Below are 16,982 nucleotides of genomic sequence, written 5' to 3'. Positions count from 1 at the left end.
TATTAAATGAATGAAGAGAGGCGGGATACTAACAAGAAAGATATGTATATTACGCTTATATATTTATTAGCCCTCCTTATCTAATCCGTTATTTTTACTGATTAGCATAAATCGCACAGGCATTTTGACATGACGTTAAATAGCGATGTAGTGATTCATAGCAAAATAGTTAAACGCTTATACCAACTTGCTCCACATGAAGGATACACCCAGTCTTTACTGGATGGTGTGCGTTTTATGCGATCTAACCGCCCGTTAAAAAACACCCCGGTTCTCTATGAGCCGAGTATCGTCATTATCTGCCAAGGCCGTAAGCGTGGTTATTTGGGAGATGAAATATATCTCTACGATGCGCAACATTATCTTGTACTTTCAGTTCCTTTACCCTTTACGTCGGAAACGGAAGCAAGCTTGGAAGAACCGATGTTGGGTATCGCTATCCGTCTTGATGCGATGGTGATCACAGAGCTAGTGACGATGTTAGAGGCGTCTGGCGGTCATACACTGGATGTGCCACGTGGCATGCTGTCTACCCCGCTAGGAGAACCATTGGCAGATGCGATATTACGTTTATTGAATGCCCTATCCATGCCCGCGGACGCGTGCATACTTGGTCCCTCCATCGTAAGAGAGATCTATTATAGAGTATTGGCTGGAGAGCAAGGCGGCAGTGTACGGTCAGCACTCTCACATTATGGTCAATTTGGTAAAATCGCGAAGGCACTACGGCGTATTCACTCAAACTACGCTGATGTATTAGAGGTACAAGGCTTAGCGGGAGAAGCCGGCATGAGTACGCCCGCCTTTCATGTCCACTTCAAGGCAGTAACCCAAACCTCGCCTATCCAATACATAAAATCGACCCGCTTGCATCATGCCCGGCTATTAATGATACGTGATGGATTGACAGCCGCGGCGGCAGCAAGTCGGGTAGGATACGAGAGTCCGTCCCAGTTTAGTCGTGAGTTCAAACGCTTCTTCGGCCGCCCGCCTGCGGAGGAGGTGCGCACCATGAAGGCGAGCCTCAACTTATTGCCACCCACCCATTTGGCAGATATCGCTATGCCACACTAAAGGCACAGTAGGACAGCCATTATTTGAAACCTCAACCAAAACCAGCTTAAAACAGCAAGCCATAATGGCTATAGCCAATTAGCATGCCGAGGATTCACTCGTCCATGAGATGACGCCACTTCACCATACGCTCACCAAGATCAATGCCTTCACCGTCAATACTGAAACGGCCATCTCCTTGATGGTGAAGAAGGCGCTGCTCAGCCCGAGCGGAATCAACCCATATGCGTTGTACTTCCAGCACAAACAGATTGTAGCGCTTCGCCCACCCATCATCGACGACGCGGCACTCCAGATTGGCCCAGCATTCGCGCACCAATGGAGCATTGATAGTGTCGGCAGGTATTGGCGTTAAGCCGAACTGTTCGAACTTATCGACATCATTACCCGAGCAATTACCAATGTCGACGACGGTTTCAGCCAAATCAGCCGTCGGAACCGCTAGCACGCATTCCCCAGTCTGCGTTAACGCTTGATGGCTGTGGTCCCAAGGCCCGATGATGGCGCCTACCAACGGCGGTTCGTGCTGCATCACCATATGGAACCCCATCGTCATCAAATTGGCGCGTTCATTGCGGCCGCGGGTTGACACCAGGACGATGGGACCAGCTTCAAGAATACGATATGCCTTCTTACGCGGCAGGTTATCGAGCATGCATCAACTCCAGAAAATATGCGTTCTGGCCGCCGATGCCAGCGGCCAAACGTACATTGGGATCAATCAGCGAAGTCCGTTGCTTCAGAAACGTCTTTCCAAGCATCCAAATCCTTGCGTACGGATTGCATCTTCTGTGCCGCTAGTTCATTAGCGACCTTACCTGCAAAAAGGTGTAGTGGTGGCTCGGTGACACGGGCAGCCTGCAGGATTAGCAACGCAAGCTTTTCAGGATCTCCCTCTTGATTGCCGTCCAGGTTCTGCAGGTGCAAATCCAGCGATGCCTGTGCCTCGGTATAGTCAGCAATCGAGCGTTTGGCAATTGCCAAGCTATCCCTGGAAAGGAATTCTGTGCGCACCGGTCCCGGATAAACCACCGTGGCATTGATCCCTAATTCGGCGGTTTCTGCCGACAGCGTTTCGGTTAAACCTGCGATCGCAAACTTGCTGGCTACGTAACTGCCCCAGCCAGCGAAGCCCCCCTGAAAACCGACGATAGAGGCCACGTTAAAGATGTGGCCACTGCGCTGGTAGCGCATATGGGGTAAAACGTGGCGCAGTACGTGCAGCGGTGCGAACACATTGACGTCAAAGTTGTGGCGCACTTCCTCATCGCTCAGCGCCTCAACCGTACCTTGCTGCCCATAGCCTGCGTTGTTGACCACGTAGTCAATGCGACCAAACGTGGCGATAGTTTTCTCGATAGCCGCCTGCACGCTGACCTCGCTAATTAGATCGACTTCCAGCAAGAGCAGCTGCGCACTATCTTCGCCCAGTGCGTTGTACAGGCTAGTCAGTGCGCGCGACGTAGCCGCCACGGTATCCCCTTGGGCAATTGCGTGGCGCGCCAGCGATAGTCCGATGCCACGTGCGGCACCAGTGATGAACCACACCTTGGACGTTTGTTGCTGTTGCATATCTCGACACTCCTTACTTAAAGCACATTACGAAAGAGTCATTCTCATGTCTCGAGACCACATCGAAACCATGCTGGACCCATCCAAATCGTTGTAAGGAATGAATGATAGATATACAAACCGATGACGGATATGTGCATTCGTTTAGGCGTATTGCCTATTCCTACTTTAATACATTGCCTATCGCTTTTTTTGGCAAAATAAAAGCCTGCCCCCATTACGGACGTAGAGCCAAGGGGACGATTAGGAATAACAAGCAAAGAAAGGGGCAAAGGCTGCGCTTCCAGGCAACCCAATGATATTAGTCCCCATAAAATGGGCCCCCAGTAAAATGGAGGCCGGGTGTGGCCATTTAACGAACTGATGCATATGGCGAAAGGATCGCAGTAGCGCCGACGCTACCACTATCAGGCGCTCTACTCGCTCATTTTTATCTCTTTAACCACAGCATCCAGGTGGCTTGAGTTGATCTCGGCAGGCGAGTTGGCGCCGATCAACGTCATGGTGACGCGCATATCGGCGGCGATTAGATCCAGCAGGTGGGAAACGCCCTGCTCGCCCCGTGCGGCCAAGGCGTAAACGTAAGCACGGCCCAGTAGAACGCCTTGGGCGCCTAGCGCCAGCATACGCACCACATCAAGCCCAGAGCGCACGCCGGAATCCGCCAGTACCGTCAGCTCATCGCCCACGGCCTCGGCAATATGCGGTAGCGCTTGGGCGGTAGAAATAGCCCCATCTAATTGGCGCCCACCGTGGTTGGACACCACGATACCGTCGGCCCCCATGCGTACCGCATCTCGCGCATCTTCTTTATCCAACAGCCCTTTGATGATCAGCTTGCCCTTCCAGCTCTCACGAATCCACTCAAGCTCGCTCCAGCTAATGGAGGGGTCAAAGTTTTTCGCCAGAAAGCCCATGTAGTCGTCCATGTTCATTTCGCGCCCGGTGTAGGCCTCGATGTTACCGAACGACAGCGGCTTGCCTTTAAGCCCTACATCAAACGCCCACTGCGGGTGGGTGATTGCCTGAGCGTACTGGCGCAGCTTGGCATTGGGGCCTGACATACCCGAGCGACGGTCACGGTAGCGCGAACCCGGCAGCGGCATATCCACGGTAAACACCAGCGTTTTCATGCCCGCTTCCCAGGCGCGCTCTAGGGCATTTTTCATAAAGCCGCGATCTTTCAGCACGTAAAGCTGCGACCACTGCTCGCCGTGGGCATTTTTCGCCACTTCCTCGATCGAGCAAACCGAAACGGTGGAGAGCGTATAGGGAATCCCCGCCTTTTCTGCCGCGCGCGCGGCCTGTACTTCCCCGCGCCGGGCATACATGCCCGTGGCGCCCACCGGTGCCAGCGCAACCGGCATTTTCCACTGGCTGCCTAAAATTTCAGTTTCAAGCGACGGCGTACCGCCCCCCTGCAGCACGCGCTGGCGCAAAGGAATAGCCTGCAACGCCTCCACATTGCTGCGCAGCGTGCTTTCCGTGACCGAGCCGCCATCAAGGTAATCAAACAAAAAACGAGGAACACGCCGCTTGGCGGCTTGCCGGTAATCAGAAGGACTTGAAATGATCATGAATTCGCCTTAACTCGACACGGGAACGGAGAAGTGAGCGTATGTTTGAAATCTTGATACCAATCCCAACTAGCGTACCAAGTTACGCCACTTCTAGAGCGATTCGCAGACCTGAACTTTAGTCTATGAGCGTTTTCGCCCACGCGGAATGCCTCCGCCCCCCATCGAGCCCGACATTGCAGAAACGCCTAAAACGAACAATGCTTGAACAGTGTGTAACAACGGAGTTTTGCAATGGCAGACTTCAAGCAACGCGGGTGGGTGAAATGAAATGGGCTGATCACTGGGCCGCAGGCCAGGTTACCCACAAAGATAGCGAGAAGCCCCACCCTGCGTATCTGATCAAACAAGAGAACGGCAGCACAGTCTTGAAAGCACAGTTTTAAAAACAGAGTCTTGAAAACAGAGCTTTGAAAACAGAATCTTGAAACTTCATACCGATCTCAAAAAGGCATAGGCAAGGAGGTCACGGTGAGCATCCCACAGCCCGAAACACTCACTTTTGATAGCGATGAAACGAGCGGCTATCCCAACTCCCCACTACCCGTACTGATATACAGCAAGGTTCTCGACCTCAGTAGCGCAGAAGCGCGGGCCGATACCTTTGAAAACATGTTCAAACAGCACGGCTGGCCGCCCGCATGGCGTTACTACTTATATGATTTTGACCACTTTCACTCCACCGCCCACGAGGCGCTAGGCATTTTTCAGGGCCAAGCCAGAGCGCGGCTGGGCGGCCCCAATGGCCAAGAAGTGATGCTTTACGCGGGGGATGTACTGGTACTGCCCGCCGGAGTGGGTCATGCCTGCGTAGAGGCGGACGACGATTTTTGCATGGTCGGCGCCTACCCACCGGGGCAAAACCCGGAGAACGAGCGCGGCGACCCGGCCGAGCTTTCGGCAGCACAAGCGCGGGTGGCTTCCGTAACCATGCCGGAGACTGCCCCGGTGGGCGGGCCACTCCAACCACAGTGGAAACCATCGTCATAGAAACGGCGAGACCTAGCTAGACGACTGGTCTAATCAGGCGTAAGCTAGCGGCTATGAACATGACACCCGTCACCGGCGATGTCCGGCAGCGCATTCTTAACACCGGCCAGGTCATCATCGGTGGCAAGGGATTCTCGGCGGTAGGTCTTAACGAGATTCTCAAAGCCGCCGAGGTGCCTAAAGGCTCCTTTTATCACTACTTCAGCTCCAAAGAAGCGTTTGGCGAAGCACTGCTGGAAGACTACTTCAGTGGTTATCTCGCTCAAATTGAAGAACGCCTTACCCAGCCGGGCGCTTCTCACGCTGAGCGTTTTCTCAGCTACTGGGCGCACTGGCGGGATACCCAACACCATTGCGACCCCAGCGGAAAATGCCTGGCGGTGAAGCTTGCCGCCGAAGTCAGCGATCTTTCCGAACGCATGCGCCGCGTGCTGCAACACGGTACTGAGCGCATTATTGCCAGGTTAGCCCAGTCAATCGAAGCCGCCGCTGCCGATGGCTCTCTGCCTCAATCCGTTAGCGCTCAAGGCAGTGCCCTGGAACTAGCCACCACCCTTTACCAGCTATGGCTGGGTGCCAGCCTGCGCGCCAAAATCACCCGCGACCGGGTGCCGCTGGATGCTGCCTTTAAAGCCACCTACGCTTTGTTAAACCTCGACCCCAGCCGCCCTCTCAGCCTGCAAAGGACTCAATCATGAAAATTCTCGTAGTGGTTACCTCGCACGACAAGCTTGGCGATACCGGCAATAAAACCGGCTTCTGGCTCGAAGAGCTGGCCGCGCCTTACTATGCGTTCAAAGATGCAGGCGCCGAGCTGACCTTGGCCTCCCCCGCCGGTGGCCAGCCTCCACTCGACCCCAGCAGCAATGCGCCGGATGCCCAAACTGAGGCCACTAACCGCTTCCAAGTGGACCTCGACGCCCAAGCGGCGCTGGCCAACACCCATCAGCTTGCCGATATCGATATTGCCGAGTTCGACGCCATATTTTACCCCGGCGGCCACGGCCCGCTGTGGGACTTGGCCGAAGACGCCACCTCCATCCGCCTGATCGAAGGCGCGATGGCCGCCAACAAGCCGGTCGCCACGGTATGCCACGCCCCCGGCGTGCTGCGTCATGTGAAAGGCAGCGACGGCAAGCCGCTGGTCGCGGGCCGTAAAGTGACAGGCTTCAGTAACAGCGAAGAAGACGCCGTTGGCCTGACGAATGTGGTACCGTTTTTGGTCGAAGATATGCTCAAAGAGAGCGGCGGTGAGTACAGTAAAGGCGATGACTGGAGTTCTTACGTACTCGTCGACGGCCTGCTGATTACCGGACAAAACCCCGGCTCATCCGAAGCCACCGCTCAAGCGCTGTTAAAGAAGCTTTCCTGATAATTACCCAAGGAGAATGGAATGCCGGCTTATGTTGTACTGACGCGTGAACGCACCCACGACGCGAAAGAAATGGAGCAATATGCCACCAAGGCCAAAGCCGCCCGCGAAGGCCACGACCCGAAGCCGCTCGCCTTTTACGGCGATTTTGAAGTGATGGAAGGCAGCGATATGGAAGGCGCGGTAATTCTGCGCTTCCCCGACATGGCCGCCGCCCGCGCCTGGTACCAAAGCGACGCCTACCAGGAAGCTCGCCAGCATCGTTTCCAGGGTGCCGACTACCGCGTGTTTATTGTGGACGGGGTTGAAGAGACGTAAGCCTTTTTGCAATTACGCGTAGACACACAAAGGGCCGTTCGTGGTTTAACGAACGACCCTTTTATCTTTTCAAAGACCAACATATCTGTGCCTAATGGCTGAAAAGCAATATAGCTCTTGGCTTATTCACCAATGAACTGCTCTAACGGCCAATAGCGGAGTTTTTCCTTTGAGGTGGCGCGACTAAGAGCGCCAGCGCCACTGTTACCATCGGCCTTTAATCACGAAGTAAAGCAGATGCGCTGTCCGAGTCACCACATTGGGATAAAACAGCTCATCGCCACAGCCTGGCTCAATTCAATGCATAAAAACCATCACCACCAGCACCATTGTCAGCAATAGCAGGTACACCCTGGCATGAGTACGGTCAGGGATGCGCCCGATCCAGACTGACGCCAAGCGGATACCGAGCCATGAGCCTACCGCAAGTACCAGCAAGGCACGCAGATCCACATAACCGGCATACCAGTTTCCTAACGCTGAGTGATTTGCCGACAGCAACACATATGTCGCGGTGCCACTCACTGCCATGGGCAACGACAACGGATTGGCCATGGCCGTGGCCGCCGTCATGCTCGCGCCTCTACGACGCATAAGCGGTACGGTCATTACACTGCCACCCACGCCCAGCAAAGCAGCCACCGCACCAATCAGTGTACCCACCATTGCCGTTACCCCACGCCCCATAGGGCGCACATCACTCCCTGACTGACGCAGAAAACCGGGCCGCAGAATAGCATCCGCAATCGTAATACCCAGATAGCCGATAAACGCCCAGCGTACCCACTCCCCGCTCAACGACACGGCAACCGCCGCGCCCAACACAGCGCCCATGGCGATATAACCAACCAGCGGACGCACTAGATGCCACTGCACGGTCTGTCGCCGATGATGACGCCATGTTGCCATTGAAGCCGCGAAGATCATCAGCGCCGTCGAGGTCGCCACCGCGATATGCATAGCCGCCAGACCCGCCGCGCTATCTGGCCCATGGACGGCAATCAGTAAAGTATACAGCAAGGGAACCACTACAAACCCACCACCGAAGCCGAACAACACGGTGGTGACGCCCGCCAAACCGCCACAAAGAAGTAATACACTATACACCGCCACTCTCCTGATGAAACTCAACAGCAGGGAGGATATGCCGACTAGAACTGGCTGACCTTCGACTTTTGGACAATAATCATCGCATTTCGGCCAGAATAACGATTATGCTCAATACTCCTTTATCCGACGTGGATCACGTGGCACGGCCCATGGTGGCCATCGGCACTGACTACAGCCCCGGTACGCTTCTTGACTTTCATGCCCATCGCCGCGCCCAGTTTCTCTATGGCATGACAGGCGTGATGGAAGTCAATACGGATGACGGCACCTGGATGGTGCCGCCCTATAGCGGAGTCTGGCTGCCTGCGGGCAAGCGCCACCAGGTACGTATGAACGGGGTGAGCACCCGAAGCCTGTATATCGAGCCCCGCGTCGCGCCACGCACGACTTGCAGTTGTGAGGTGCTGGTCGTGACGCCTCTGTTGCATCACCTGCTGCTGGCTTCCGCCCATCTACCCGCGCTCTATGATGAAAATGGCCGCGACGGCGCCCTGGCGCAACTACTCCTATACGAACTACAACAGGCTCAGGCCCTGCCGCTATTTGCGCCCCTGCCCCACGACCCTCAACTAGCCAGCCTGTGCCGAGCGTTTCTCGGCCAGCCACATATACACAGCCCTCCCGAAGACTGGGCCCGGCAGATGCATCGCAGCCAGCGCACCTTCAATCGCCTGTTCCGTCAGCAGACCGGCATGTCCTTTGCCGTATGGCGTCAACAGGCCTGCCTGATGGCCGCCCTTCCTAGGCTGCTGTCCGGTAGTTCCGTTACTCGTACCGCGCTGGAACTCGGCTACGACAGCCCAGCCGCTTTCTCCAGCATGTTTCGTAAGGTGCTTGGCCAATCGCCAACCGCTTTCGTTAGGGCGGCGAATCGTCAGCTGGAAGAGTAGAAGGCACCGCTTGCTGTTGAACTTTCGCCGACTCAAACGGAGCAATGGTGATGGCTATTAGCCTAGTCCTGGACATTCGCGGCCCAGTCTATTATTACCAGCCCAACCACGCTATCGGCCTACCAGTTGGAAGTGGTTGACGATCTAGTTTTTGTTATCCGTGTGGAGCACACTGGCACGCATGGGGCACTGCAAAGGGGAACTGACGATGCGCTTGAGGATACTATCGGATCTACATCTGGAAGACTTCGACGAACCGCGCGCGCTGCCGCAGTCCGATGCCGATATTGTCATTCTGGCCGGTGACATTCACGTAGGCGTCCAGGGCCTCAGTTGGGCAGCGGAACATTTTGCCGGTACGCCTATCCTCTACGTCCCCGGCAATCATGAGTTCTACAGCACAGCCATGCCGACTCTGCGGCGGCAACTGGAGGATGAGGCCGCCCGGCTCGGCATCCACCTGCTGGACAATCGCACGCTGACCCTGAACGGTATACGTTTTCATGGCACCACGCTGTGGACTGACTTTGCCCTCTATGCCGGGCAGCCCAACTACGATCCGTCACTCACCGAAGCCAGGGCGCTGGACCTGATGCCCGACTTCCAAATCATCGAGCAGCCGGACGGGGAAATTTTCACCCCGGCGGAAAGTCGACGCTTGCATGCCAAGGCGTTGGCCTGGTTGGAAAGGGAGCTATCACGGCCATTCAGTGGTCCAAGAGTAGTGATAAGCCACCATGCGCCCCTGTCCTCCTGTATCCCATCACGCTACCGCGGTGATGTACTCTCCCCGGCTTTTGCTTCCCATCTTCCGCAGCTGATGGGCCGCATGGATCTTTGGATTCATGGACATGTGCACGAGCCCGTGGACCTCAATGTGAGCGGAACACGTGTCATCGCCAACCCCGCTGGCTATCCCGAAGAGTTCGATCCGCCCTTGTTTTCACCAGACCTGATTGTCGAGGTCAACCACTCTTGATATGAGTGTATCCGCTGATGAGTTCCCTTAGCGCCAAGCACGGGATTCAAAGTTCTTTTCGAACGATCTCCGCTCCAGCACTCAAGGCACTGAGTTTACCTCTGGCGACCGAGCGAGATAGCGGCGCCATGCCACAGTTGGTGCAGGGGTAGAGCTTGTCGGCATCAACGAACTGAAGTGCTTTTCTAAGCGTTGCGGCGACCTCTTCCGGCGTTTCGATGGTGTTGGTGGCGACGTCGATGGCACCCAGCATCACCTTCTTGCCGCGCAGAAGTTCGATCAGCTCGATGGGCACGTGGGAGTTCTGGCACTCCAGCGAAACAATATCGATGTTGGATTTTTGCAGCCGGGGGAAGACTTCTTCATAGTGCCTCCACTCCGATCCCAGCGTCTTTTTCCAATCCGTATTGGCTTTAATGCCGTAGCCATAACAGATATGGACAGCCGTTTCGCATTTGAGCCCTTCAATGGCTCTTTCCAAGGCGGCGATTCCCCAGTCATTCACCTCATCGAAAAACACGTTGAACGCAGGTTCGTCGAACTGAATAATATCGATGCCTGCTGCCTCCAGTTCCCGAGCCTCCTGATTGAGCGCTTTCGCGAACTCCCACGCCAGCTTCTCACGACTTTTATAGTGATCGTCATACAGCGTGTCGATCATGGTCATCGGGCCCGGTAGCGCCCATTTGATGGGTTGGCGGGTTTGCTCGCGCAAAAACCTGGCATCTTCGACGAAAACTGGCTTATGGCGGTTGATCTCGCCCACAACCGTCGGCACGCTCGCATCGTAGCGATTGCGAATTCTCACGGTTTTGCGCTTTTCAAAATCGACGCCGCTAAGATGCTCGATAAAGGTTGTCACGAAATGTTGACGCGTTTGTTCGCCATCGCTGACGATATCGATACCGGCTTGCTGCTGTTCCTGCAGCGACACGCGCAGCGCATCCTGTTTACCTTCAATCAACGCCTCGTCTTGCAATTTCCAGGGCGACCAAAGGGTTTCGGGCTCGGCAAGCCAGGAGGGTTTGGGCAGGCTGCCCGCCGTCGAAGTGGGTAAGCGTTTACTCATGAGTCATCATCCCGTGCATTTGATTAGGTTAAAGCGAGCTGTTGGAAGACCACTGCTCAAGCATCGCCTGATAGGGTTTAATGAAATTCTCTTCAGCAAATTTCCCCTGCTCGGCGGCCAATTGGCTACGTTCTTCTCGGTCGTAAACGATTTGAGTGAGCGAATGATCCGAGTTCTTCAAGTTGGGCTGATAAACATTTCCGGCAACCGCATTGGCGTTGTAGATCTCAGGCCGGTAAATCTTCTGAAAAGACTCCATGGTGCTAATGGTGCCGGCAAGCTCAAGGTTGGTGTAATCGTTGAGCAGGTCACCAGAAAAATAAAACGCCAGCGGGGCAGCACTGTTGGCAGGCATAAAGTAGCGAACCTGAAGCCCCATCTTCTTGAAGTACTGCTCGGTCAGCGAAGACTCGTTCGGCTGATATTCAACCCCCAATACGGGATGCTGATTATCGGTTCGGTGATAGACCTTGTTATCCGATACGCTCAAGCATATGACGGGAGGCTTCCCGAAATGCTCTTTGTAAACGGGTGAATCCACGAAGCTTTTAAACAAGTTGCCGTGCAGAACACCAAAATCATCCGGAATACTGAAAGTCGACTGGTGCTTGTTATGCTCTAAAAGCCGCACGCTAAAGTCGTAATCTCGGACATAGGATGAAAAGTTGTTCCCTACGATACCGTCGATGCGTTTGCCGGTTTGCTTGTCCAGAAAACTGGTTTTGAGTATCTCGATGATTTGAAAAGGCGCTTCATGGCCCCTTGCGCCAACCTCCATACTCACGGAAATGATGTCGAGTTCGACGCAATAACGACGCCCTTCGGGGTTATCCCAATGCACCAGGGCATTGAAACGGTTATTGATCATTTCCAGCGTATTGCGGAGGTTCTCGCGCCGCCTTTCGCCCCGGGCCAAATTGGCAAAGTTGGTCGTGATACGCGTATTGTCCGACGGACGATAATTCTCATCGAAGCCGATACGCTTGATAGTAAATGCGACGTCGTTATTCATCATCTCGCCTCCAATAGTAAAAAATCGAACCGGTTCTTCGCTTCTGCGGAACGGCCCAATATTTATAAACCGGGCAGCTTTACAGCTTTTAAACCTGACAGCCTTATTCATAAGAAGCTGACAGGCTCTATAACGAAGAGCACTAGAGATTTTATACAGGAGTACAAAGATGAATAAAAATGGTCTTATTTCATGGGAAGTTTAGAAAAATTCATAGTGAAAGCCGACTCTTCAACTGAAAAAGATGCTGGCTGCGTTGGGCTTGATGAATTTAGGTAGTCATACGACGCGCTCGACATCCCCGCACTAAAAGTACGGGGTTTTCTGCGCAAATCTGATAAAGTTATTATCCCGCTAAATAGTTTTCTGCAGACTTCATGCACGTTTATATTCTTTCACTGGACACGCTATGCATAACCTATGGATTCCCGTCGTCGCCATTTTCGTCGTGGCGGGCCTGATATTCGGTGGCCAGGCCTATTCCGAGGCCCAGCGTGATGCCCACATCGCCGAGACGATTTCGGAGCGTCTTAATAGCCAAGCACCGGCCGAAATTTCCAACCTAGCGACTGTCAACAAGGGGTATGGGGTGTGCGGCGACTATGCGCTTTCAGGCGCCGAGTCCGGTCGCTTCTACTACAACAGCAACACCAAGCGACTGGCGTTGGGCACCGATGCCCCGCTGTATCGCGACAACTGTGAAAGCGTTTATAACTAAACTCTTGGTTCTCTGGTACGCCCGTCGCGGCCCACCTATGCCGAATGCGCCTTCTTGAAGGGAACGAGGTGCAGCACACCCACCACCACCGAACCCACCAAAAAGCCAATCACCGCAGAGCACAGTGTATTGAAGCTCCAGCCCAGCAGGCCGCCCAAGGCACCGGTTGCCTCGCTAATGCCATGCTCAATGTGGTGTACCCACGCATAGGGGGAATTGAACCAACCCGTTCCATCGGCACCTAGATTGACCATCAGGATATGCCCTCCCACCCAGAGCATGGCGATGGTGCCCACCACTGCGATGGTCGCTAGCACCTTGGGCATGGCCGTCACTAGACCACGGCCCAGTTTCTGCATTCCCGGACTCTCCCGCTGGGCGAGCTTTAGGCCGACATCATCCATCCTGATCAACAGCGCCACCACGCCATACACTAGAACAGTGATGACAAACGCGACCACCACCAGGCTCGCCAGCTGTGACCAGAACCCTTGATGGGAAACAGTAGAAAGCGCGATCACCATGATTTCAGCGGAAAGAATCAGGTCGGTGCGAACGGCACCACTCACGATCTTTTTCTCAGCTTCCGGCCCTTTCTCTACCGCTGGCTTATCGTCGTCATGCTTGCCAGAGAGCTTGTGCCAGACCTTCTCCGCGCCCTCAAAGGCCAAGTAGGTGCCGCCCACCATCAGGATGATCGGCAATAGCGCGGGCAAAAAGTGATTCAACAGCAGCGCCACCGGCAGGATAAAAATCAGCTTGTTGCGGATCGACCCCAATGCGATTTTCTTCACAATCGCCAATTCACGCTCCGCTGCCACTCCTTGCAAATACTGCGGCGTTACCGCCGTATCATCCACCACCACCCCGGCCGCCTTAGCCGTCGCACGCCCGGCGGCAGCACTCACATCGTCCAATGATGCTGCGGACAACTTCGCCAGGGCGGCAATGTCATCCAGCAATCCAATCAAGCCGCCTATGGCCATGGATGCTTCCTCCGTGAATAACAGGTGTAGATAGTAAAGCACATAGCGGGCTGGGCGGAGCGCGTCCCTTCACACATCAGATACTATCCGTGCCAGGGTCTGCTCAAGTTCATGGCGATCCGCCTGGCGCTTGGCTTTCGAGCGGCGAGTAAGGTTTTGCAGCTTTCGCCCTACCCCTGGCAGTGCTGACGCGCCTTCTAAATGGATCAATTCAAAATCAGGCTGCTCATTTTCAATGGACCATAGAAAGTCACATGACGGCTTATCCAGCTTTTTGGATATCCATAGCAGTAACTGTGCTCTGTTCTCCAGCAGTTGCGCCGCCGTCACCGGCTTGGAGGTCATTCCCTTGAAATGGGCATCGAAGATCGTCTCAAAATCCACTGGTTCCCGGGGAGCCAGAAGTTCCCAAGCCGGTTTGGGGCTACATGTTAGGTATACTAGAAAGGTTCGCCACAATGTCGCATCGGCACGTTCATCTTCGAGCAGCAAGCCAATGTCGAACAGGTCCCTGGGATGTTGACGAGACAAGGCCGCCGCCAATTTTCCAGCGTAGAGGTCGGCAAAACCGAGCACCTGTGTTGACGCAAAGCCGAAGGCCTGTTCGACTGCCGGTTGGGCCACCATCGTTCGCACCGAGTGTACTGTGCCACGCATCACTGGGGTTGTTTCAATCTGCACACGCGCCCGGCCACGGCTGCAAATTAATCGTGTGATTCCCCCTGTGTTCGCGCCACCCGATGTCTGTACCTGTAATTGCAAAGGGCGTGCACGCAAGGTCTCCGCCAACTGCTCTAGTGCCGCAGCAATGTCTACCACGCCTGTCTCAAAATTCTGCACAGGCAGCCAGGTCAAGTCGATGTCCACTGACAACCTAGGGAGATCATGCTCAAACAAGTTGATGGCGGTGCCGCCCTTTAGTGCAAACCGAGTTTCCTTTGCCAGCACCGGCAGGATATCTACCAGCAATTGCACACGGTCGCTGTAGCGTTTATCCCAACTGCTCATCAAGGTCTCCCGGCAGGACGATGTGATACGTGGGATGCAGGCGGCCGCCAGGAACAAGCGAACGCTTACCACGACCGAGATTCACACCCTCAATCGACAGGTGCGAAAACCAGGCGTGCCCATGACGCTCGGCCAGCGCGAGAAACAGACGCTTGGCCTTGATGCTATGACAGTGGCGCAACAGCATTTCAAGCCGTCGAGGGCGTAGGGTGGCCATGGCCTGCATTAAAGCGTCCACTTCGTAGACCCCCCCAGCATCAGACGCCTCATCACATAACTCCAGCATGGCGCGCTCCGGGGTCGAAAACATCAGCATCCCGCTGGGTAATGCTTCTCTTTGCTCCAACCCTTGGTCCAGCAATGCCTGCCCCGTCGTTTCATCAGTAAATGGAATATCAGGCAGATCGAAAGGCCCTTTGCCGCAGTATTCAATGCGCTCTACCAACGGCAGCTTGCGTACCCACCCTGGCATACGACCTGGCCCATAGAGCGTGACCACTTCAGCTTCGCCCAAGCGCAAGTAATGCTCATGCCCAAGCCAAGCCAAGGCAAAGCGCCCACCTATATGCAGCGACAGACCTTCCATCTGTTGTAGCGCTCGTACTACCCCTTCCCAATGGAGGGAACCTCCTTTGCGCATGTACACACCACGCGCCGGGGAGACCAGCCAACCGCTGCCGACATAACGGGCCAACAAGCTACTGTAATAGCCATGCGCTCTTAACCACCGGCTGGAAACCACGCCAGTATCGCTTAGCCCAGTCAGCAGGCGGTTTAACTTTCCATCATTTTGATCACTCATAGTGACTAAAATACACTTTTTATAAACCGGCACAATGATCAGGGTTTAATAAATACCAAAAAAAGTCACTCATAGTGACGTTATCAGGAGCTTTATAAACCTCAACAACAAATACCTTATGCATATCCCATGGCATAGCGACCTGCGTACTTTCCACTTCAGTGGCAATCAAGCCTTAAAAGGGCAAAGATCGCCACTACAAGGTGCCATCCACTGTTCGCTCAAGTAACACCGTATAGCGCGTGCTGCGCCCTCCACCGGGCAGCTTGTAAAGGCAGCCTTTTTCAAGCAGCTCTGCCAAATCCCGCGTTGCAGTGGCTTTACTCACCTTGGCCAACGATTGGTACTTACGAGCATTGATGCCCTGCTCAAACTCCTCCCCTGCTGTATCCAATAAGCGATTCAGCACCTTGATTTGCCGTGCGTTCAGCACGGTGGTCGCATGGCGCTGCCAGAAGGTGGCTTTCATTAACACACGGTCGATTCTTAACAGCGCCTGTTCAAGTGCCTCTTTCAGCGTATCCAGAAACCACAACAACCACGGCGTAATATCGAGACTGCCTTTCTGAGCGCTTTCAAGTTGCTCGTAGTAAGCATTGCGGCGCGCCATGATGGCTGCGCTCAAAGAATAGAAGCGAACGGATTGTTGCTCTGCTTGTGCCAGCGCACGATCTGTCACCGCGCGGGTAACGCGCCCATTACCATCATCAAAGGGGTGCAAGGTAATCAACCATAGATGGGTTATGCCAGCGCGAACCAGCCCATCAAGTCCCGGTGGTGGATGGTTGAACCAAGTAATAAATGCATCCAGCTCAGCCTCCAACTGCCCACGGGGCGGTGCTTCAAAATGAACGGTAGGCCGATTAAGCCGCCCCGACACCACTTGCATAGGGTGGTCGCCACGCAGCTCGCCTACACGTACATTGCCAAGCACGCCGGGACCTTGCACAAAAAGCATGGATTGCCAGAGGCACAACTCTTCGCGGGAAAGCGGCACATCCAACTGATGCGTGGATTGCAGCAATAGCTCGACCAGCGCCTCGGATTCAGGTGTTGTTCTGGCAGAGATACCGGCCTGCTCTAAACCCAACTGGCGTGCAACGGAAGACCTCACAGAGCCAACGTCCAGGCGCTCACCTTCGATTTCGCTGGTACGAATAGCATTCTGGATCAGTGCATCCATCTCCACATCCAGATCGGCCTGACCGTAGGCCGCCTCAGTTTTACCCAACACCCTGCCCTGCAGTAACCGCACGGCATCCAGCGTAGGTCGAAGCACGGATTCGTCCCACTCAAAATGAGGCCAATGTCGCTGTTCCCAGATATACATGAGCCGATTGCCCCGCCTATTCAGATCACATTATGAGCCGATTATGGTTTATATTCGGCTCATGGGCCAGTAGCCATAAACAGGCTCAAGCAAGAAAAATTTACCATTAATTTTAGAGTGGCGTGCGACTCCTGGCTGTAACCCAGTGTAAGTACCCTCGCTGAGCTAATGTTTG

The 16,982-nt window shown here is 54.5% G+C and carries 18 protein-coding genes; 8 read left to right on the top strand and 10 right to left on the bottom strand.

The window, feature by feature from the left end; genetic code table 11:
• The first annotated feature begins 129 nt into the window (after positions 1-129).
• Positions 130-1,074 carry an AraC family transcriptional regulator N-terminal domain-containing protein gene (locus ACT3T7_RS14240; RefSeq protein ID WP_444631373.1) on the top strand — a complete coding sequence of 315 codons (945 nt, stop codon included), beginning with the start codon at positions 130-132 and terminating at the stop codon, positions 1,072-1,074.
• 94 nt (positions 1,075-1,168) lie between these two features.
• On the opposite strand, the gene ACT3T7_RS14235 is transcribed toward ACT3T7_RS14240, so the two are convergent.
• From ACT3T7_RS14235 to lldD, 3 genes are all read right to left on the bottom strand, one after another.
• Positions 1,169-1,729 carry a flavin reductase family protein gene (locus tag ACT3T7_RS14235; RefSeq protein ID WP_444631372.1) on the bottom strand — a complete coding sequence of 187 codons (561 nt, stop codon included), beginning with the start codon at positions 1,727-1,729 and terminating at the stop codon, positions 1,169-1,171.
• Positions 1,730-1,791: 62 nt separating this feature from the next.
• Complete coding sequence (locus tag ACT3T7_RS14230) at positions 1,792-2,646, bottom strand: SDR family NAD(P)-dependent oxidoreductase (RefSeq protein ID WP_444631371.1); 855 nt, start codon at positions 2,644-2,646, stop codon at positions 1,792-1,794.
• A gap of 416 nt (positions 2,647-3,062) precedes the next feature.
• Entirely contained in the window at positions 3,063-4,223 is a 1,161-nt protein-coding gene (gene lldD / locus ACT3T7_RS14225) for an FMN-dependent L-lactate dehydrogenase LldD (protein ID WP_444631370.1), read from the bottom strand.
• A 471-nt stretch (positions 4,224-4,694) separates the two neighbouring features.
• Here lldD and ACT3T7_RS14220 point away from each other — a divergent pair, with 471 nt between their 5' ends.
• Genes ACT3T7_RS14220 through ACT3T7_RS14205 form a run of 4 tightly spaced genes read left to right on the top strand, consistent with a single transcriptional unit; the run spans position 4,695 to position 6,903 of the window.
• Positions 4,695-5,213 (top strand): cupin domain-containing protein, encoded by a 519-nt coding sequence (locus tag ACT3T7_RS14220; protein WP_444631369.1) that lies wholly within the window; start codon positions 4,695-4,697, stop codon positions 5,211-5,213.
• A 53-nt stretch (positions 5,214-5,266) separates the two neighbouring features.
• The gene (locus ACT3T7_RS14215; protein ID WP_444631368.1) at positions 5,267-5,911 is read left to right on the top strand and encodes a TetR family transcriptional regulator C-terminal domain-containing protein; all 645 of its coding nucleotides are present in this window, start codon (positions 5,267-5,269) and stop codon (positions 5,909-5,911) included.
• A complete protein-coding gene (locus tag ACT3T7_RS14210; protein WP_444631367.1) occupies positions 5,908-6,585 on the top strand; it encodes a type 1 glutamine amidotransferase domain-containing protein in 678 nt (225 codons plus the stop codon). The genes ACT3T7_RS14215 and ACT3T7_RS14210 overlap by 4 nt, the downstream gene beginning before the upstream one ends.
• Before the next feature lie 21 nt (positions 6,586-6,606).
• Positions 6,607-6,903, top strand: a complete 297-nt coding sequence (locus tag ACT3T7_RS14205) for a DUF1330 domain-containing protein (RefSeq protein ID WP_172118158.1) — start codon at positions 6,607-6,609, stop codon at positions 6,901-6,903.
• Between the two features lie 297 nt (positions 6,904-7,200).
• Here ACT3T7_RS14205 and ACT3T7_RS14200 read toward each other — a convergent pair whose 3' ends face one another.
• On the bottom strand, positions 7,201-8,010 hold the full coding sequence (locus tag ACT3T7_RS14200; protein ID WP_444631366.1) for a sulfite exporter TauE/SafE family protein: 810 nt from the start codon (positions 8,008-8,010) through the stop codon (positions 7,201-7,203).
• 107 nt (positions 8,011-8,117) lie between these two features.
• Between ACT3T7_RS14200 and ACT3T7_RS14195 the strand changes: the two genes are divergently transcribed.
• Together ACT3T7_RS14195 and ACT3T7_RS14190 are read left to right on the top strand one after the other, a co-directional pair.
• Positions 8,118-8,903: an AraC family transcriptional regulator gene (locus ACT3T7_RS14195; RefSeq protein WP_444631365.1), complete on the top strand. Its 786-nt coding sequence runs from the start codon at positions 8,118-8,120 to the stop codon at positions 8,901-8,903.
• Positions 8,904-9,111: 208 nt separating this feature from the next.
• Positions 9,112-9,882, top strand: coding sequence for a metallophosphoesterase (locus ACT3T7_RS14190; RefSeq protein ID WP_444631364.1), 771 nt, complete (start codon positions 9,112-9,114; stop codon positions 9,880-9,882).
• 46 nt (positions 9,883-9,928) lie between these two features.
• Here ACT3T7_RS14190 and ACT3T7_RS14185 read toward each other — a convergent pair whose 3' ends face one another.
• Together ACT3T7_RS14185 and ACT3T7_RS14180 are read right to left on the bottom strand one after the other, a co-directional pair.
• Positions 9,929-10,951, bottom strand: coding sequence for a methionine synthase (locus ACT3T7_RS14185; RefSeq protein ID WP_444631363.1), 1,023 nt, complete (start codon positions 10,949-10,951; stop codon positions 9,929-9,931).
• 28 nt (positions 10,952-10,979) lie between these two features.
• Complete coding sequence (locus tag ACT3T7_RS14180) at positions 10,980-11,963, bottom strand: DUF1852 domain-containing protein (protein WP_172118200.1); 984 nt, start codon at positions 11,961-11,963, stop codon at positions 10,980-10,982.
• 409 nt (positions 11,964-12,372) lie between these two features.
• Between ACT3T7_RS14180 and ACT3T7_RS14175 the strand changes: the two genes are divergently transcribed.
• The gene (locus ACT3T7_RS14175) at positions 12,373-12,681 is read left to right on the top strand and encodes a hypothetical protein (protein ID WP_149573861.1); all 309 of its coding nucleotides are present in this window, start codon (positions 12,373-12,375) and stop codon (positions 12,679-12,681) included.
• Between the two features lie 35 nt (positions 12,682-12,716).
• Here ACT3T7_RS14175 and ACT3T7_RS14170 read toward each other — a convergent pair whose 3' ends face one another.
• The 4 genes from ACT3T7_RS14170 to ACT3T7_RS14155 all read right to left on the bottom strand — a co-directional run bounded on the left by ACT3T7_RS14170 (position 12,717) and on the right by ACT3T7_RS14155 (position 16,807).
• Complete coding sequence (locus ACT3T7_RS14170; protein WP_444631362.1) at positions 12,717-13,667, bottom strand: DUF808 domain-containing protein; 951 nt, start codon at positions 13,665-13,667, stop codon at positions 12,717-12,719.
• A gap of 69 nt (positions 13,668-13,736) precedes the next feature.
• Entirely contained in the window at positions 13,737-14,675 is a 939-nt protein-coding gene (locus ACT3T7_RS14165; protein WP_444631361.1) for a nucleotidyl transferase AbiEii/AbiGii toxin family protein, read from the bottom strand.
• The gene (locus ACT3T7_RS14160; RefSeq protein WP_444631360.1) at positions 14,659-15,477 is read right to left on the bottom strand and encodes a type IV toxin-antitoxin system AbiEi family antitoxin domain-containing protein; all 819 of its coding nucleotides are present in this window, start codon (positions 15,475-15,477) and stop codon (positions 14,659-14,661) included. Before ACT3T7_RS14160 ends, ACT3T7_RS14165 begins: the two co-directional genes overlap by 17 nt.
• 196 nt (positions 15,478-15,673) lie before the next feature.
• Positions 15,674-16,807 carry a Fic family protein gene (locus ACT3T7_RS14155; protein ID WP_444631359.1) on the bottom strand — a complete coding sequence of 378 codons (1,134 nt, stop codon included), beginning with the start codon at positions 16,805-16,807 and terminating at the stop codon, positions 15,674-15,676.
• Positions 16,808-16,982: the final 175 nt, after the last annotated feature.

It is taken from the genome of Halomonas sp. 111 (assembly GCF_052379685.1).
GTDB lineage: Bacteria > Pseudomonadota > Gammaproteobacteria > Pseudomonadales > Halomonadaceae > Vreelandella > Vreelandella citrativorans.
Note: the sequence above shows the minus strand (reverse complement) of the source record. Positions and strands in the feature narration are given on the sequence as shown.

What these genes read in the sequence shown, in the direction of transcription:
- ACT3T7_RS14240 (WP_444631373.1), top strand. Translation starts at nt 130, where the DNA reads ATGACGTTAAATAGCGATGTAGTGATTCATAGCAAAATAGTTAAACGC.
- ACT3T7_RS14235 (WP_444631372.1), bottom strand. Translation starts at nt 1,729, where the DNA reads ATGCTCGATAACCTGCCGCGTAAGAAGGCATATCGTATTCTTGAAGCT.
- ACT3T7_RS14230 (WP_444631371.1), bottom strand. Translation starts at nt 2,646, where the DNA reads ATGCAACAGCAACAAACGTCCAAGGTGTGGTTCATCACTGGTGCCGCA.
- lldD (WP_444631370.1), bottom strand. Translation starts at nt 4,223, where the DNA reads ATGATCATTTCAAGTCCTTCTGATTACCGGCAAGCCGCCAAGCGGCGT.
- ACT3T7_RS14215 (WP_444631368.1), top strand. Translation starts at nt 5,267, where the DNA reads ATGAACATGACACCCGTCACCGGCGATGTCCGGCAGCGCATTCTTAAC.
- ACT3T7_RS14210 (WP_444631367.1), top strand. Translation starts at nt 5,908, where the DNA reads ATGAAAATTCTCGTAGTGGTTACCTCGCACGACAAGCTTGGCGATACC.
- ACT3T7_RS14205 (WP_172118158.1), top strand. Translation starts at nt 6,607, where the DNA reads ATGCCGGCTTATGTTGTACTGACGCGTGAACGCACCCACGACGCGAAA.
- ACT3T7_RS14195 (WP_444631365.1), top strand. Translation starts at nt 8,118, where the DNA reads ATGCTCAATACTCCTTTATCCGACGTGGATCACGTGGCACGGCCCATG.
- ACT3T7_RS14190 (WP_444631364.1), top strand. Translation starts at nt 9,112, where the DNA reads ATGCGCTTGAGGATACTATCGGATCTACATCTGGAAGACTTCGACGAA.
- ACT3T7_RS14185 (WP_444631363.1), bottom strand. Translation starts at nt 10,951, where the DNA reads ATGAGTAAACGCTTACCCACTTCGACGGCGGGCAGCCTGCCCAAACCC.
- ACT3T7_RS14180 (WP_172118200.1), bottom strand. Translation starts at nt 11,963, where the DNA reads ATGAATAACGACGTCGCATTTACTATCAAGCGTATCGGCTTCGATGAG.
- ACT3T7_RS14175 (WP_149573861.1), top strand. Translation starts at nt 12,373, where the DNA reads ATGCATAACCTATGGATTCCCGTCGTCGCCATTTTCGTCGTGGCGGGC.
- ACT3T7_RS14170 (WP_444631362.1), bottom strand. Translation starts at nt 13,667, where the DNA reads ATGGCCATAGGCGGCTTGATTGGATTGCTGGATGACATTGCCGCCCTG.
- ACT3T7_RS14165 (WP_444631361.1), bottom strand. Translation starts at nt 14,675, where the DNA reads ATGAGCAGTTGGGATAAACGCTACAGCGACCGTGTGCAATTGCTGGTA.
- ACT3T7_RS14160 (WP_444631360.1), bottom strand. Translation starts at nt 15,477, where the DNA reads ATGAGTGATCAAAATGATGGAAAGTTAAACCGCCTGCTGACTGGGCTA.
- ACT3T7_RS14155 (WP_444631359.1), bottom strand. Translation starts at nt 16,807, where the DNA reads ATGTATATCTGGGAACAGCGACATTGGCCTCATTTTGAGTGGGACGAA.